The organism is Desulfocurvibacter africanus subsp. africanus DSM 2603 (assembly GCF_000422545.1).
In the GTDB taxonomy this organism is placed as follows: domain Bacteria; phylum Desulfobacterota; class Desulfovibrionia; order Desulfovibrionales; family Desulfovibrionaceae; genus Desulfocurvibacter; species Desulfocurvibacter africanus.
This window is the reverse complement of the sequence record NZ_AULZ01000013.1, coordinates 129,021-144,387: the sequence shown is the minus strand read 5'-3', so window position 1 is coordinate 144,387 and position 15,367 is coordinate 129,021. Positions and strand designations below refer to the sequence as shown.

The 15,367-nt window shown below is 62.0% G+C and carries 12 protein-coding genes; 3 read left to right on the top strand and 9 right to left on the bottom strand.

What is annotated here, in order from left to right; genetic code table 11:
• Positions 1 to 218 precede the first annotated feature (218 nt).
• Positions 219 to 638, bottom strand: coding sequence for a DUF2267 domain-containing protein (locus H585_RS0110540; protein ID WP_027367791.1), 420 nt, complete (start codon positions 636 to 638; stop codon positions 219 to 221).
• Positions 639 to 853: 215 nt separating this feature from the next.
• Between H585_RS0110540 and H585_RS0110535 the strand changes: the two genes are divergently transcribed.
• Positions 854 to 1,921 (top strand): glycosyltransferase family 9 protein, encoded by a 1,068-nt coding sequence (locus H585_RS0110535; RefSeq protein WP_027367790.1) that lies wholly within the window; start codon positions 854 to 856, stop codon positions 1,919 to 1,921.
• On the opposite strand, the gene H585_RS0110530 is transcribed toward H585_RS0110535, so the two are convergent.
• The 7 genes from H585_RS0110530 to H585_RS0110500 form a co-directional block, all read right to left on the bottom strand.
• A complete protein-coding gene (locus H585_RS0110530; protein WP_027367789.1) occupies positions 1,875 to 2,573 on the bottom strand; it encodes a Crp/Fnr family transcriptional regulator in 699 nt (232 codons plus the stop codon). The two genes, H585_RS0110535 and H585_RS0110530, sit on opposite strands and share 47 nt — an antisense overlap.
• A 164-nt stretch (positions 2,574 to 2,737) precedes the next feature.
• Positions 2,738 to 3,061, bottom strand: coding sequence for a 4Fe-4S dicluster domain-containing protein (locus H585_RS0110525; RefSeq protein WP_014258336.1), 324 nt, complete (start codon positions 3,059 to 3,061; stop codon positions 2,738 to 2,740).
• A 20-nt stretch (positions 3,062 to 3,081) separates the two neighbouring features.
• Positions 3,082 to 4,869: an adenylyl-sulfate reductase subunit alpha gene (locus tag H585_RS0110520; protein ID WP_027367788.1), complete on the bottom strand. Its 1,788-nt coding sequence runs from the start codon at positions 4,867 to 4,869 to the stop codon at positions 3,082 to 3,084.
• 256 nt (positions 4,870 to 5,125) lie between these two features.
• A complete protein-coding gene (locus H585_RS0110515; protein WP_027367787.1) occupies positions 5,126 to 6,667 on the bottom strand; it encodes an SLC13 family permease in 1,542 nt (513 codons plus the stop codon).
• Between the two features lie 361 nt (positions 6,668 to 7,028).
• Positions 7,029 to 8,678: a chaperonin GroEL gene (groL, locus tag H585_RS0110510; RefSeq protein WP_005985206.1), complete on the bottom strand. Its 1,650-nt coding sequence runs from the start codon at positions 8,676 to 8,678 to the stop codon at positions 7,029 to 7,031.
• Between the two features lie 45 nt (positions 8,679 to 8,723).
• A complete protein-coding gene (gene groES / locus H585_RS0110505; protein ID WP_005985204.1) occupies positions 8,724 to 9,011 on the bottom strand; it encodes a co-chaperone GroES in 288 nt (95 codons plus the stop codon).
• 479 nt (positions 9,012 to 9,490) lie between these two features.
• A complete protein-coding gene (locus tag H585_RS0110500; protein ID WP_027367786.1) occupies positions 9,491 to 10,360 on the bottom strand; it encodes a 4Fe-4S ferredoxin in 870 nt (289 codons plus the stop codon).
• A 340-nt stretch (positions 10,361 to 10,700) separates the two neighbouring features.
• On the opposite strand from H585_RS0110500, the gene H585_RS0110495 reads away from it, so the two are divergent.
• Together H585_RS0110495 and H585_RS0110490 are read left to right on the top strand one after the other, a co-directional pair.
• Positions 10,701 to 11,123, top strand: coding sequence for a VOC family protein (locus H585_RS0110495; RefSeq protein ID WP_027367785.1), 423 nt, complete (start codon positions 10,701 to 10,703; stop codon positions 11,121 to 11,123).
• A 260-nt stretch (positions 11,124 to 11,383) separates the two neighbouring features.
• A complete protein-coding gene (locus tag H585_RS0110490) occupies positions 11,384 to 14,044 on the top strand; it encodes a cobyric acid synthase (protein WP_034627809.1) in 2,661 nt (886 codons plus the stop codon).
• Between the two features lie 279 nt (positions 14,045 to 14,323).
• On the opposite strand, the gene H585_RS0110485 is transcribed toward H585_RS0110490, so the two are convergent.
• The gene (locus tag H585_RS0110485; RefSeq protein ID WP_005985185.1) at positions 14,324 to 14,731 is read right to left on the bottom strand and encodes a Ros/MucR family transcriptional regulator; all 408 of its coding nucleotides are present in this window, start codon (positions 14,729 to 14,731) and stop codon (positions 14,324 to 14,326) included.
• Positions 14,732 to 15,367 lie beyond the last annotated feature (636 nt).

Here is a 15,367-nt window from a genome sequence, read left to right as displayed (position 1 = left end):
TAGTGCGGATTGCTTTTAAGACGCCCGCTCCGGCGTTGACGGCGCAAGTGAATTGCGCCTACGCCTACGCGGCGGCGAGCCATGCCGAAGCATGGCTCGCAGAGCATTTTCAAAAGCAAAATGCTCTAAAGGAATAGGCTCCCAGGTTAGTTGCACCTGGGAGCCTATTCCATTCAGAGCATGTCTGGACCCTGCCCGATGGCAAGAGACCTCCCGCCTCATCCTCGCACGGGCGGTTTGCCAAGCCGCCCCGGCTTCGCAGGCGGCCTCGGAATGAGACTTTGCCGGAACGCCTCGGGCAAGCCCTCAAGAATTCCGGGCAGCTCGCCCGTGGGCAGCCCGAGCCCTAAAACCTTTGTGACCACCAGGGCCAGATCTTTTGGAGCGTAGCCCTGCACGCTTGCGCGTCGCTCGATCCGAGACAGGAATTCCTCCAAACCGTAATTGGCAGTGGCTGCCTTATCGGGAAACAACTCCTTGAGCCGGTCCGGAAGGTATGCGGCCAGTCTGCGCCGGCTGTCGCGGTCCAGGCGCTCGGCAAGGACGGCTACGACTGCGATGAGAGTCCGCTCGGCTTCTTCCCTCGACCTGCCAGGCATGCGTCGCTCCACCTCGATAACGAACTCGTCATAATTCACCGGTGCCTCCCTGCGCCGCACAGGCGGCGTCACCATAACTTAGCACGGATAATATCAGTTTTTCTGTCGGAATGCATCGCTTCATCCTGTCGGCCGCTGGATTGCGAAGCTGTGGGATTTTCCGCTTGCCGGGATCGGGGTGTTGACTCTCGGCCGCTGGCCGCCCTACGCATGAAGGAGAAGAGCTCCTGCTGCTCCTTCACCCGGAGGCGAGCATGTACGAGGCAGACCAATTCGGGCATGGCCTGCAGGCCATTGTCACGCAGCGGACGCCGCTAGGCGGTGCGGCGCAACACGTTATTTCGAGGAAGAAAGACGCCATATATCGCAGGTCCGGCCCAGGTCTGTGGTTATGGCACATGCGGCGCGGCGATTTCGATGCGGCTTGGACCATGAGCGATGTGGTGCTTGAAGCCCGCCGCGGCACAGCCTGCCAGCACCTTCCCCGCCATGAACAGTGGGTCTGGGACGGCACGCCGCTCGCGGGCCGGCGCGTGCTCGTGCGCTGCTATCACGGCCTGGGCGACACGCTCCAGTTCATCCGCTACGCGCCCCTGGTCAAGGCCGTAGCCCGAGAGGTCATTGTCTGGGCGCAGCCCAAGCTCATCCCGCTCCTGCGCACGGCGCGAGGCATCGACCGGCTCATGCCGCTTCACGACGGCGCGCCCGACGCGCAATACGACGTGGATGTGGAGCTCATGGAACTGCCGCACGTGTTCCGCACGACCTTGCGGGATTTGCCCCGCGAGGTTCCGTACATCCACGCGCAACCGCTTGCGGCTTTCCCTTCTCCGATTGAGCGGCAGAGCGGGCGACTTCACGTCGGCATCGCCTGGCGCTCCGGTGATTGGGACGCGCGCCGCTCGATCCCGTTTGCGCTCATGGCGCGTATCGCGGAGATTCCGGGAATCGTTCTGCACATCCTCCAGTTCGGGTCTGGGCTGGAAGAGCTGCCGGACGGCTTTGGAGTCCTGCACGATGTGAGCGATATTTCCAAGATGGCGGCTGTCGTGCGCGCCCTTGACCTGGTCGTGACAGTGGACAGCATGCCGGCGCACCTGGCGGGCGCGCTTGGAACGCCCGTGTGGACCTTGCTGCACATGGAACCAGACTGGCGATGGATGGCGGGACGGGAGGACAGCCCCTGGTACCCGACCATGCGCCTCTTCAGGCAAGAGCGGCAAGGAGAGTGGGGGCCGGTGGTCGAGCGGGTCAGTGTGGAGCTTTTCCGCCTTCTTAACAGGGGGGCTCCTCGATGCGCTTTAGCGCGGTCAGGGGATTAAGCAGCACGATTTCGCGCCGGCGCATCTCGATCAGGCCTTCCTCTTGGAGCAGTCGGAGCGTCTCGCTCACTGTCGGCTGGCACGATCCGGTCAGGGAGGCGATCTGTTCCTGGGTCAGCGTTACGGGCAGAGCCACGGGCTGCTCCCAGGCCTCCTCGTCGTCCAACAGCGGATAGGCCTGCTGGAGGAGCAGCTTGAGAATGCGCGTGACCACGTCGCTGACCATGAGACCTTCGACCTGCTCGCCCAAGAAGCGCAGCCTGCAACCAAGAATCTGGATAACTCGCTTGGCCAGCGGGTAGTGATCGGCCAGAAGCGCCTCGAAATCCTTGCGCTCTATCTCGAAAATGACCGCCGAGGCGATGGCCTGGGCGCTGGCTTGACGTTGCGCTCCGGTCATTATCTCGGCCAGCCCGAACATCTCGCCTTGCCTACGCAGGAAGACCATGGGCTCTTTACCCTCGACCGTGGCGCGAAAGATGCGCAAGCTTCCGCTCTCCAGGTAGTAGCAGGACGTGCCCGCGTCGCCCGCGTGGAATACGAATTCGCGTTTGCGCAACTCGCGCCGCCGAGCCCTTGCGAGAAAAGCCGCCTTTTCGCGCGGCAAGTCTTCGAAAAAGTCCCGCTCGCGCCAGTGCCATGTCTGGGGCATGGATGAACCTCCGGATTCTAAGGTTACATAGCTCCGGAAGACGCAAGGCGCAATGCCGGAAAGCGAAACGCCGGCGGCCCGGGTATGCACCCTGGGCCGCCGGTCGTGCGGGGAAAGCCAGCAGACCGGGCAGGGAGGCCGTGTTCCTCCCCTGCCCGCGCTGCCTACTTGTCCATGCGGTTACGGTACTTGAAGGTTTCCTCGTTGCCGTGGATGTCCACGCACTTCCAGGTGATCGAGTTCTTGCCCATGAGGGGCGTCAGCCTGGCCAAGTGGTAGCCGAGCTGATAGGGCACGCGCGTCTCGATGGCGTTTCTGGGGCAGGCCTTGGTGCAGGACATGCAGTCCCAGCAGTCGCGCAGGCTGCGGCAATGGGACTTGCCGTCTTCGCCGACGTACATGAGGTTGCCCGGGCAGGCCTCCTCGCAATGGGATTCCTCGCGGCCTTCGCAACCGTTGCACTTCTTGGGGTCAATTCTGGGCGGCATTGTCGGACCTCCTCGCTTGTCTAGTTCTTGTCCGGCAGGCTGGGCGCTTTGCGGTCACCTGGCACGATCTGCTCGTAAGGTCTGGTGAAGCACTCTATCTCGCCGGTTTCCATATTCTTGCGTGTTTCCACGAAGCAGTCATAGGCCGGGTCGGTGTCGGGATAGTCCGAACGCGTCTGCCAGCCCTGCCAGCGGGTCTCCTTGCGACCCTTGAGGTGATGGCAGAGCACCTCGGCCACGTCGATGCGGTCGATGACGTCATGACAGAGCATGAGTTCGTGCAGGTCGCCGGCCTTGAGGTGGCACACCTGGTCCCTGAGCATCTTGATGTGCCGCAGGGCGTAGTCGAGGCGCTCCTCGTTGGTGCGGTAGAACTGCGAGGTGCCGCCGGCATACTCATCCATGAGCCGCTGTAGCCGTTCCTCCATCTCCACGGAGCTTACGCCGTCGTAGTCGCCTCCGCGCAGCAGTGGTGCGAATACGCGCTCTATCTCGGTTTTCAGCTGGGTCTGGTCGATCTCGGGCAGTTCGACCCTGTTCTCGGCGATGTACTTGAGCGCCCCGCGCGTGGCGAGCTTGCCCTCGGCCGCGCAACCGCCCACGAATTTGTTCGGATTGCCGCCGGCCGTTTCTCCGGCCGCGAACAGGCCAGGCACGGTGGTCATGCGGCCCATGTCCACCCAGAAGCCGGATTGCGTGTGACCGCCGATGATGTACGGGTCCGAACCGTAGATCTCGATGGGATCCTTGGTGATGTCCTGACCGCGCGCGGCGAGGAAGAGCACGAAGGAGGGCCGCTCGTTCAGGTAGTCGATCTTGAGTTCCTTGACCTTGTCGGCCGTGAGGTGGCGGGTGTCGCAGTATGTTGGTCCGCGTCCGGCCAGCCATTCCTCCATGGGTGCGTTGGCGCGGATGTAGCGCGGAGACTTGTCGCCGCCCAGGTGTGCGTAGTGCTTCTGGAGAACCCGCTCGCCCTTGGCGTTGATGACCGCGGACTTATAGCCCACGGAGATGGTGTCGATGGGACCGCAGAAGTCCTTGGAGCGCGTGGCCACCCAGCGCTGTTCCATGGAGGTCATCTCCGCGCCCTGGCGTATGCCCATGGCATAGCCCGTGCCCACGTTGTAGGGGCACATCCAGGTCTGGTGGTGTGAACTCGTCGAGTCGGCCGTGTACGACTTATACAGGCCGCATGCGCCGCCCGTGGCCACGATGGTCGCCTTGGCGCGGAATACGTAGAATTTTCCGTCGCGCACGCCGAAGCCCAGCGCGCCCACGCAACGGCCGTCCTCCATGAGCAGGTTGGTGGCAGTGACGCGGTTATGCACCTCGTCGGAGTTCTCCAGGGCCTTCTCGGCCATGATGGGCTTGAGCTGCTCGCCGTGAACCGAGATGTCCCACTGGCCGCGATACTTGATCTTGCCGTTCTCGTCGCGCAGAATGGGCAGTCCCCAGCGTTCCAGATCATCCACGGCTTCGTTCAGCTCCTCGGCGTTGGACAGGCAGAGGTCCTCGCGGATGGGCCCGCCGCCAACCTGCGATCGGCTCCAACGCACGAGGTCCTCGGGCGTCTTGCCCTCGGGGATGTATGTGTTGATGGCGTCCATGCCGGCCGAGCACGCGCCCGAGCGCTTGATCTCGGCCTTCTCCATGATGACGACCTTGCAGTTCGGGTCGAGCGTCTTGGCCTCCACGGCCGAGAAGCAGCCCGCATTGCCGCCGCCGATGATGAGCAGGTCGGCGTCCACGACCACGGTCTCCACGTCGGCCAACGCCTTGGGCAATTCCTTTATGGCCCGTCTCGCCATGTGATCCTCCTTATGTTCTTTGCTGCGGCCATCCCTGCGGGCGGCCGCGAGTGCGGGGTGATGCGTCGTCCTTGGGAGTCAAGCTAACAAAGTGCCGAGATAAAACTATCGCCTGGGCTATTAACGAATGAAAGATGCTTAAAAGGCAGGCCGTCTGACCGGGAGAAAGTAACTCGGTCAAGGCGGCCTGCCGGATACGGAGTGAATCGGAACGCTTGCTGCTAAGCTTGCTCGTTCGGTGCTTCTAGCCGCTCGGCTAGAACGGCCAGGGCGCGGTGGGATCCCAGACAGGCAGGCCCATGAGAGCGTACCAGGGGGCCATGACGACCAGGCCGTAAGCCATGGCGATGAGGATGCACACCCAGCCGGCCTTGGCGTAGTCGGCCGTGCTGAAGGTCTCGGAGCCGTAGGCGATGACCGCGGCCGTGATCTGCGTGGGCAGGATGTAGGCGTAAGTGTCCGTGTCCGAGACGAGCAGGGTGAAGGCCACGGGGTGCAGGCCCAGCATGGGGGCCATCTCGAACAGGATCGGGGCCAGCATGGCCACGGCAGCTACGTTGGAGAGCATGCCGATGCGGATGATATGAGTGCCGGCCATAAGGGCCAGGATGATGCCCCACCAGGGCAGGCCGATGACCGAGTGGTGGATGATGTCGGACAGCCAGCCGGCCAGGCCCGACTTTGTCATGGCCGAGGTCATGGTGATGGCGCCGCCCAGGAGCAGGAAGGTGCCCCAGATGGTACGGTCCTGGATGGCCTTCCACTTGAATGGGAACAGGCCGGGGCTGAACAGGACGATGATGCCCACGAGGCCGATGACGCCGAGCTGGTAGCTGTGCAACTGGAAAATGGGGCTGCCCTTGCCCATCATGAACAGGAGCGCGATGCCCGCGAACAGGGTCAGCAGGAGCCATTCGGGCTTGGTCATTTTGCCCAGGGCCTTGTGCTGCTCGCGAATCTTGGCGTGGCCGCCGCCGATCTCCACGCCCTTGGTTTTGAAGTGGTGGCGCACCCACCACTGGGTGAGAGCGAACATGCCCAGGTAGGGGAACTGGAGCAGGGCCCAATCGAGGTAGCCCAGGTTGCGGAAGCCGTTGTTTTCGAAGATGCCGATCATGATCAGGTTCGGCAGGTGGGCGGTCATGATGAACACGCCGCAGATCATGGTGCCGTATACCAGGGACTGGATGACGATGGCCTTCTTGGCCTCCTGCTCGCGCGGGCTGTCGCCGAGCAGGTCGGTGATGCCCTTGACCACGGGCAACAGGGTCGCGGCGCGGGCGTTGGCCGCCGGGATGAGGAAGGCCAGGATGATGTTCACGCCGAACATGCCCCAGATGACCCGGCCCACGTTGGAGGCCTTGATCTTGTCCAGCACGCCCAGAGCGATGCGCCGGTCGAGCTTGAGCAACTGCATGAACGCGCCCACGAAGAAAGCGAACAGGCACAGCCAGACCACGTGGCCCGTGAAGCCCGAGAAGACTGTGGCCATGGGCGGCTTGCCGTTGGCCCAGGGAATGCCTTGGGTCAGGATGAGCAGCGTGGGCACTGAGATGCCGGTAATGCCCACGGGCATGGCCTCCGAGACCCACATGACGCTGGCCCAGACCACGATGGCCAGCACGGCCATGCCGTTGGCCGATAGCCCCTCTGGCCTGGGGAACACCCACAGGATGAGGAAGAACAAGGCCCAGGCGGCGATGAAGCCCCCGAGCACGCGCGTGGGGTTCTTGCCGGTCTCGCGGATGTTATCGATGATGTACCCCAAGACGCCCCCGCCGCCGCTGGAGGTTGCCATACGCCCTCCGCTTTCTACTGACTCTGCGACGATTCGATCGCTACTCATGACTGACTCCTCGTGCAATTAGACCTATGTTCCTCATGCCTCTATCCTCGTGGCCGGAGTGTAGCCGCGGAATTTGCGTGGCGACGGCCCTCTCGACCTTTCCAGGCGTGGAAGACTGATGTTCGCGGCGAGGCCATAAGCGGTGGTTCACCTGCGGACGGAATGCCTATTCCACATTGTGAGGGAAGGAACTATCGGCGGGGCGATATAATGGAGCTCTTTGGTAGATAATTGGGCAGGGCTTTGAAAAGCGAAAGGCCGGCCCCTTGCGGGACCGGCCTTTCTAATGATGAGCCGATGGTTGGCTGGTAGCCTAGTACATGCCGCCCATGCCGCCCATGCCGCCCATGCCGCCGGGCATGGCGGGGGCGCCCTTGTCTTCCTTGGGCTTCTCGGCGATGGCGCACTCGGTGGTCAGCAGCAGGCCGGCCACGGAGGCGGCGTTCTGCAGGGCGATGCGCGTGACCTTCTTGGGGTCGATGACGCCGGCCTTGATGAGGTCTTCGTACTCGCCGGTGGCGGCGTTGAAGCCGTAGCCGTCCTTGCCGCCCTCACGGACCTTCTCCACCACGATGGAGCCTTCCATGCCGGCGTTGTTGGAGATCTGGCGCAGAGGCTCCTCGATGGCGCGACGAACCAGGGCCACACCGGCGGACTCGTCGTCGTCCACGGTCTTCACGTTCGCCAGGACCTTGGCGCAACGCACCAGGGCCACACCGCCGCCAGGCACGATGCCCTCTTCGACGGCAGCGCGGGTGGCGTTCAGGGCGTCCTCGACGCGGGCCTTCTTCTCCTTCATCTCCACTTCCGTGGCAGCGCCCACGTTGATGACGGCCACGCCGCCCACGATCTTGGCCAGACGCTCCTGGAGCTTCTCGCGATCGTAGTCGGAGGTGGTCTCATCGATCTCGCGGCGGATCTGGGCCACGCGGGCCTTGATGTCCTCGGCCTTGCCGGCGCCGTCGACGATGGTGGTGTTCTCCTTGTCAATCGAGACGCGCTTGGCGCTGCCCAGCTGATTGATGGAGATGCTCTCCAGCTTCACGCCCAGGTCCTCGGAGACCACGGTGCCGCCGGTGAGGATGGCGATATCCTGCAGCATGGCCTTGCGGCGCTCGCCGAAACCGGGAGCCTTGACGGCCACGGTGTTCAGGGTGCCGCGCAGCTTGTTGACCACCAGGGTGGCCAGGGCCTCGCCCTCGATGTCCTCGGCGATGATGACCAGCGGCTTTCCGGCGCGGGCCACCTGCTCGAGCACGGGCAGCAGGTCCTTCATGTTGGAAATCTTCTTCTCATTGATGAGAATGAGCGGCTCGGCCATCTCGCAGACCATCTTCTCGGGGTCGTTGACGAAGTAAGGCGAGAGGTAGCCGCGGTCGAACTGCATGCCTTCGACCACGTCGAGGGTCGTCTCCAGGCCCTTGGCCTCCTCGACGGTGATGACACCTTCCTTGCCAACCTTGCCCATGGCGTCGGCGATGATGTTGCCGATGGTGGGATCGTTGTTGGCAGAGATGGTGCCGACCTGGGCGATTTCTTTCTGGTCGCGGGTGGGCTTGGTCATCTTGGCCAGCTCCGCGACAATGGCCTCGACGGCCTTGTCCACGCCACGCTTGATGGCCATGGGATTGCGGCCGGCGGCCACGAGCTTGACACCCTCGGTGAACACGGACTGGGCCAGGATGGTCGCCGTGGTGGTGCCGTCGCCGGCTACGTCGGAAGTCTTGGAGGCGACTTCCTTGACCATCTGGGCGCCCATGTTCTCGAACTTGTCCTCAAGCTCGATTTCCTTGGCCACGGTCACGCCGTCCTTGGTGATGGTCGGAGCGCCGAAGCTCTTCTCGATGACCACGTTGCGGCCCTTGGGTCCGAGGGTCACCTTGACGGCATTGGCCAGCTTGTCCACTCCACGCTTCATCTTCTCGCGGGCACGAGCATCAAAAAGTATTTCTTTGGCAGCCATTCTATAATCTCCTTGTCGAATTCAGTTCGTTACTCAAAGCAGTCGCTACTCGATGATGGCCAGGATGTCGTCCTCGCGCATAACGAGGAACTCATCGCCGTCAACCTTGATCTCGGTACCGGCGTACTTGTTGAAGAGCACTTTGTTGCCCTTTTCAACGTTCATTTTGATCTTCTCGCCCTTGTCGCTGGTCTTCCCGGGACCCACGGCGATAACCTCACCCTTGATGGGCTTCTCCTTGGCGGAGTCGGGGATGATGATGCCGCCCTTGGTCACTTCTTCGGACTCAAGGCGCTTGACCAGAACACGGTCGTGCAGGGGTTTGAGCTTCATGTGTCGATACCTCCGAGTACTTCTAGATGACTTTTCTGGTGGACTGTTAGCACTCTCTCGAGAGGAGTGCTAATCCGAAGCGGGTTTAACCCCTTCGGATTTTTTTAGCAAGTCCTCAACACGATTCGAGTGGGAACAATAAGACTACTTGCCAAGTTGTCAACGCGAGGTGCTAAAAAATTTGTTTAAAAAAATAGGTGGGCTGAACGAGACTTTAAAGCCGCAGAGTCGTTTGGCTGAGTCGTTTGTATGTTGGCGGCCACAAGCACACGAGGGAAGCGTGCGACGCGTGGCGGTGCGTTAAGCACTCGATCACGGCGCCCTGTCGAGAGGCGCATGAAAAAAGCCTGCGGCTTAATACCATCCTCCGGCTCACCATCGGCAAAGCCGGTCCCGCGAGAGGCCAGCCTTTCTGTGAAACTTAGAGCAACTCGCATTTGAGGTGTATGCCTCAGAGAAACGCCGCCTTTCTCAAAGGATTATGTCGGCCTCCGACGCAATGCGGCTTTGGGGATACCCGCCTCGCAGGGCACGCTGGCCTGACACAGGCCGCAGCTGCTCACACGCTCGCCGAGCTGTTCGCGTTCGACAAAGAGTTCAGTGGTCCCTCGGATGTATGCGTGGCAAGCGACCTTATCATGCCCGGCTTCGCTGATGGCTCCGGCAGGACAACGCCGTATGCACACCCCGCACTTGCCCGTGGCCGCATGCAGGCACCACTCGTTGTGCCGCGTGTAAGGCCTGATTGTGGCCGGGATGTCGATGCGCGCGACCACGCTGCCCACGCGCACGGCCTTGCCCCGGGGCGTTATGAGGCCATCCGACAGGCCGAAGGTGCCAAGGCCGGCCACGTGAGCCGCGTGCCGTTCGGACCAGCGCGAGGCGAAGCCGTATTTCGGAGACTCCATGCGCGACCACTCGGGCAGAAGCGACGGTGCGCAGGCCGGATGATGCCTGCTGATCAGTTCCCGAACGACCTCGGCGCGCAAGCGCTCGTTGATCCGTTCGCCATGCAGGCGCACCTTGCTCCAGCGCAGGCTTGGCATGCCGCTGGACTTGCGGTGGTCCGCGCGGGTAGCCGCCGTCTGGGGCAGAATCCAGGATATGACCGTCAGGTCGCTTGGTTCGGCCGGATCATGGGGAAAGGCCAGGGCATAAGCCTCGGCCGGCGTCCACAAAAACGGGCCGATGTCCTGCTTGAGAAAATCCCATAGGGGATCGTCGCCGCGGGCAAAACCCACCAGGGGCTCGGCAAAGGCCGGTTCGCCCTCATCGGAAAGGTCCGGCGAGATGCGGTTGAAGGCCGGATCGGCCAGCCGCTCGATAATGAAAGCTTCTATCCAATGCATGGCGTGCTCCCACTACTCGTCATTATGCGCCGCTTATGTACCTCAATCTTAGGATTCGACACATTTCTTACGGCAAGCAGACCGCCCGCACAATGCCGAAGAGGGTCCACCCCGAAAAGACGGTGATCCCTGGCGGCGCATGATCACTGGGGTAATTGTCCGAGTCGCGTTTTGAGTATATCAAGCCGAATCTAGAGCAGATTGCTTTTATGACGCCCGCTCCGGCGTTGACGGCGCAAGTGAATTGCGCCTACGCCGAAGCTAGCGGCAAGCCATGCCGACGCATGTCTTGCAGAGCATTTTCAAAAGCAAAATGCTCTAAACACGAAACGGAGGCAACATGGAGCCGCGCATCAGCTTAATCACTCTCGGCGTATCCGATCTGGCCCGCAGTCGAGCCTTCTACGAACAGCTCGGCTGGCAAGCGTCCGCGGCCAGCAACGAACACGTCACCTTCTTCCAGGCTGGCGGCATGGCTCTGGCGCTCTACAGCCGCAAGGCCCTGGCCGAGGATGCGAAGCTGCCCGATGGCGAGTGCGCCTTCGGCGGCATCACCCTGGCCTACAACGTACGCGACAAGGCCGAAGTCGCGGCAGTATTGACGGAGGCCGAAACTGCCGGCGGACACATCCTCAAGCCTGCGCAGGACGTGTTCTGGGGCGGCCATTCGGGCTACTTCGCCGATCCCGACGGGCACCCCTGGGAAGTGGCCTGGAACCCGTTCTTCACCTTGGACGAGCGCGGCAATCTCATTCTGCCCTGATCGCCGACTTTTGATTTTAAAGCATTTTGCATTTCAGACGCTCCCTTCGGCGTTGACGGCGGAATTACATTCCGCCTACGCCTACGCGGCGGCAAGCCATGCCGACGCATGGCTTGCAGAGCATTTTCGAAAGCAAAATGCTCTAATACCCAGCCGGCATTGCGTGCTAACGTGGATCGATGGCCATCTCTGCCGCCTTGGCCTGCGTGCGTCTTTAGGCTAAGCAGGAGCGCCATAACTCTGTGCTTGAAGGTGCTTCCATGCTCCACGGTGGCAATCTGCGCGAACTGGCCCGACAAGCGGGCTGCGACCAGTCCGAGATCATCGACTTCTCGGCCTCCATGAATCCTTTGGGACCGCCGCCGTGGCTGCGCGGCGTCATCTCAAGGCATGTGGAGGCCCTGGTCCACTACCCTGACCCGGACTGCTCGGGGCTGGTGGAAGCGGCCTGCCACCGTTACGGGGTACGACCCGAGGAAGTCGTTTGCGGCAACGGCACGAGCGACATCCTGGCCGTGCTTCCTCGCATCGCTGGACTGGAGCGGGCCATCGTGCCCGTGCCATCCTATGCCGAGTACGAGCGGGCCTGCCGTCTGGAAGGCCTTTCCGTGGAGCGCCTGGATCTCCTGGCCGAGGAAGGCTTCGCCCTGCCCTGGAACCGCTTGGAAGCCTCCCTGGCTGCCGGCCCGGCCCTGGTCTACATGGGCCAGCCCAATAATCCGACAGGCCGTACTTTCCAAGCTTCTATGCTGCGCGATCTAGCCGGCCGCCATCCCGACTCGCTGTTCCTGGTGGACGAAGCCTTCGCGGACTTCGTGGCCGGGCTGGATCGACTCACCCGGAATTGTCACGAACTCGACAATACCGAGGGGGGCCGGGGGAAATCATTTCCCCCGGCCGCCGGAGGCACTCTTAGCCCTTCCCCCCTAGCCCCAGGAAGCCGGCCGGCCAATGTGCTGACCCTGCTCTCGCTGACCAAGTTCCATGCCATGCCCGGCCTGCGCCTGGGGCTGGCCATGGCCGAACCGGAGCTGGCCGCCAAACTGCGCGAGCGGCTGCCGCCTTGGTCGGTCAACAGCTTGGCCCTGGCCGTAGGCACCCGCGCCCTGACGGACGAGGACTACGCTCGACGCAGCCTGGAAAAGTCCACGGCCCTGCGGCAGGCCCTGTTTGCCAGACTCTCGTCTTTGCCCGGCCTGACGGTCTTCCCCGGCGAAGCCAACTTCCTGCTCTGTCGCGTGGACAAGCCCGGCCTGAGCGCGCAGGACGCCTTTGAGCATTGCCTGCGGACCAGGGTCGCCATACGGCGCTGCCACACCTTTCCCAGCCTGGACGGCCGCTATTTCCGTGTGGCCGTGCGTAGCGAGGAGGACAATGCGCGCCTGATCCAGGCCCTGGCCGGATTCGTGGGCGTCAATGCAACCAGGACCAAGCGCCGCACACCGGCCATCATGGTCCAGGGCGCCAGCTCCAATGCGGGCAAGTCCTTGCTCGTGGCAGCCCTGTGCCGCATCTTTCTGCAGGACGGTCTGTCGCCCGCTCCGTTCAAAGCCCAGAATATGTCCCTCAACTCCTTCGTCACGCCCGCAGGCTGCGAGATCGGCCGAGCCCAGGCCCTGCAGGCTCAAGCCTGCCGCCTGCCGCCCGACGCGCGAATGAACCCGGTGCTGCTCAAGCCCTGCTCGGACACGGGCTCGCAGGTCATCGTCATGGGCAAGCCCGTGGGCAACATGCGTGTGGCCCAGTACGTGGCCTACAAACCCAAGGCCTGGGAGGCCGCGCGACAGGCCTATGACGCCCTGTCCGCCGAAGCGGGGATCATGGTCCTGGAAGGCGCTGGCAGTCCGGCAGAGGTCAATCTCAAGCACCACGACATCGTGAACATGGCCATGGCCCGCCATGCGGGAGCAGCCGTGCTGCTGGTTGCGGACATCGACCGAGGCGGAGCTTACGCTTCCCTGGCCGGGACCATGGACTGCCTGGAGGAATGGGAGCGCGGACTGGTCAAGGGCTATGTGCTCAACAAGTTCCGGGGCGACGCCTCGCTGCTGGCTCCGGCCAACGACTGGCTGCTCGAATCCACGGGGCGGTCCGTGCTCGGCGTTGTGCCGTACATCAAGGACCATGGCCTGCCCGAGGAGGACTCGGTGAGCTTCAAGTCCGGCCAGTGCCTGCGTCCGCCCGAAGGCCCGCGCGAGCTGGATATCGCGGTCATCGACCTGCCGCACGTGTCCAACTTCACGGACCTGGACGCCCTGGGCCTGGAGCCCGACGTGGCCGTACGGCTGGTACGGACCCCTGATATGTTAGGCAGACCAGACGCCATCATCCTGCCCGGCAGCAAGAACACGCCGGGGGATTTGGCCTTCCTGCGCGCCAACGGCCTGGCCGAAGCCGTTCGGGCTCTGGCCGGCAGAAGCGTCATCGTAGGCCTATGCGGTGGATACCAGATGCTCGGGACCGAGGTGCGCGACCCGCTTGGCCTGGAGCGCGAAGCAGGCGCCGTGGAAGCAGGGCTTGGATTGCTGCCGCTGCGCACGGAACTGCTGGCGAACAAGATCCTGACCCAGGTCAACGGCACGCATGTGTCCAGCCGCCAAGCAGTGCGCGGCTACGAGATCCACCACGGCCGCACCGAGGCAGGCGACGGCGGATGCGTCCCGGCCATCACGGCAACGGATGGAACAGTGCTTGGGCTGGGGCGTGGAGATGGTTTGGTCTGGGGGACGTATCTGCACGGGGTGTTCGACGCTGACGGATTCCGGCGCGCCTTCCTGAACGACTTGCGCGGACGCAAGGGCCTGCCGCCGCTGACCAGCTCCGACACGCGCTACGACATCGAACCTGCTTTGGACAGATTGGCTGCTACAGTACGCGCAAGCCTGGATATGCAAAAAATCCGGGAGTTCCTCGACATCTGAATCGACATGAACACAACTCACGCCATCCCGCACCCTAACCAGCAAGGGAAAACGACCATGCGGGCCAGGAAAGCCTGCCCACATGAAAATGAAGACCATTCAGAGTAATACTTAGGCTTTGTTCGATTACTATGGAGTTGGAAAGACAAAGGGCAGACTTTTCAAAAAACTGCCCAGGCGCATCCAATGCGCGCTCAACGCGTCAACCAGGGCTACATCCAGTCGAACGACACCCCAGGGACCCAAGGGGAAGCCATTCACGGCTTCCTTCTTGCGCGGCTACTTCTTGGCACGCCTCTCCCACAACCGCATTTCCTTCATCTTCTTGCGACGTTCACGCTGCAGGCTCTTACATACCAGCGGCATGTTATGCGGGTAGCCCCACTTGTCTCGATATTCATCAGGTGTCAGCCCGTATTTGATCAAATGCCGCTTAGTCAACGTCTTAAAAGAGCAGCCGCATTCGAGGCATGTGATGGACTTATCGCGCACGGCCTTCTTGGGATCCGTGACTGCCTCCTGAGGTTCGCCATTACCGTTGCCTTCAGTTTCCATGAAACCATCGCCAACGTTCCTGATGCCTTCTGCTAGCTTCATGACCATGGAAGTGATCTCTTCCTCGGTCATGTTTCTCACGCTCGCCTGTGCTTTGACTATCTCCAATGCTTCCTTCAGGTACTCATCCATTAAGGCAGCCTCCGTTGTATTTCGCCATCACCTACCATGGTTCAACTACGTGTCAAAGACTTTTTTACCATTGCGCTGCTACTAGCTTAGTAAGCCTCAGCCCGTTCAAATTCCGCATGCATTTACAATACAGCCTCGACAGTCGCGTTACTGGTTACTTGAGCTCAATCTCGTTTCGCTGACGATTTTCGAACGCATGACCGTCTCTACTGACAACTAGACATCTCCTGCAGGGCTGCCATAGTCATACCACGTCGAGCCATGTGGATTGGTCACGCCGGGGAGCTTCGGCCGTAACCGCGCAGGAGCCAGTGCAGTCAACCAGGCCGCGCATGCAATACGGGCACGCCATCGCATGGCCACATCAGACGCATGGTGTCCTGAGTCAAGGAAACACCGCAAGGCTGGGCGTTCAGGCTATTTTACGGTCCAGACTTGGAGCTATGTGCTTGGCTGACGGGAACGTTCAAGGCTGGGTACCACATAACGCGGCAAAACCCGGATCAGAAGTTGGCAGGACCGCGCGGCATGACTGCTCCGTCTGAACGACACCGTTTTGCAAATGAGCAGGCATGATTGGTGTGCTGTCTGGCAATAGCATCAGAGGAAATAAGAACTAGAGCAGATTGCTTTTAA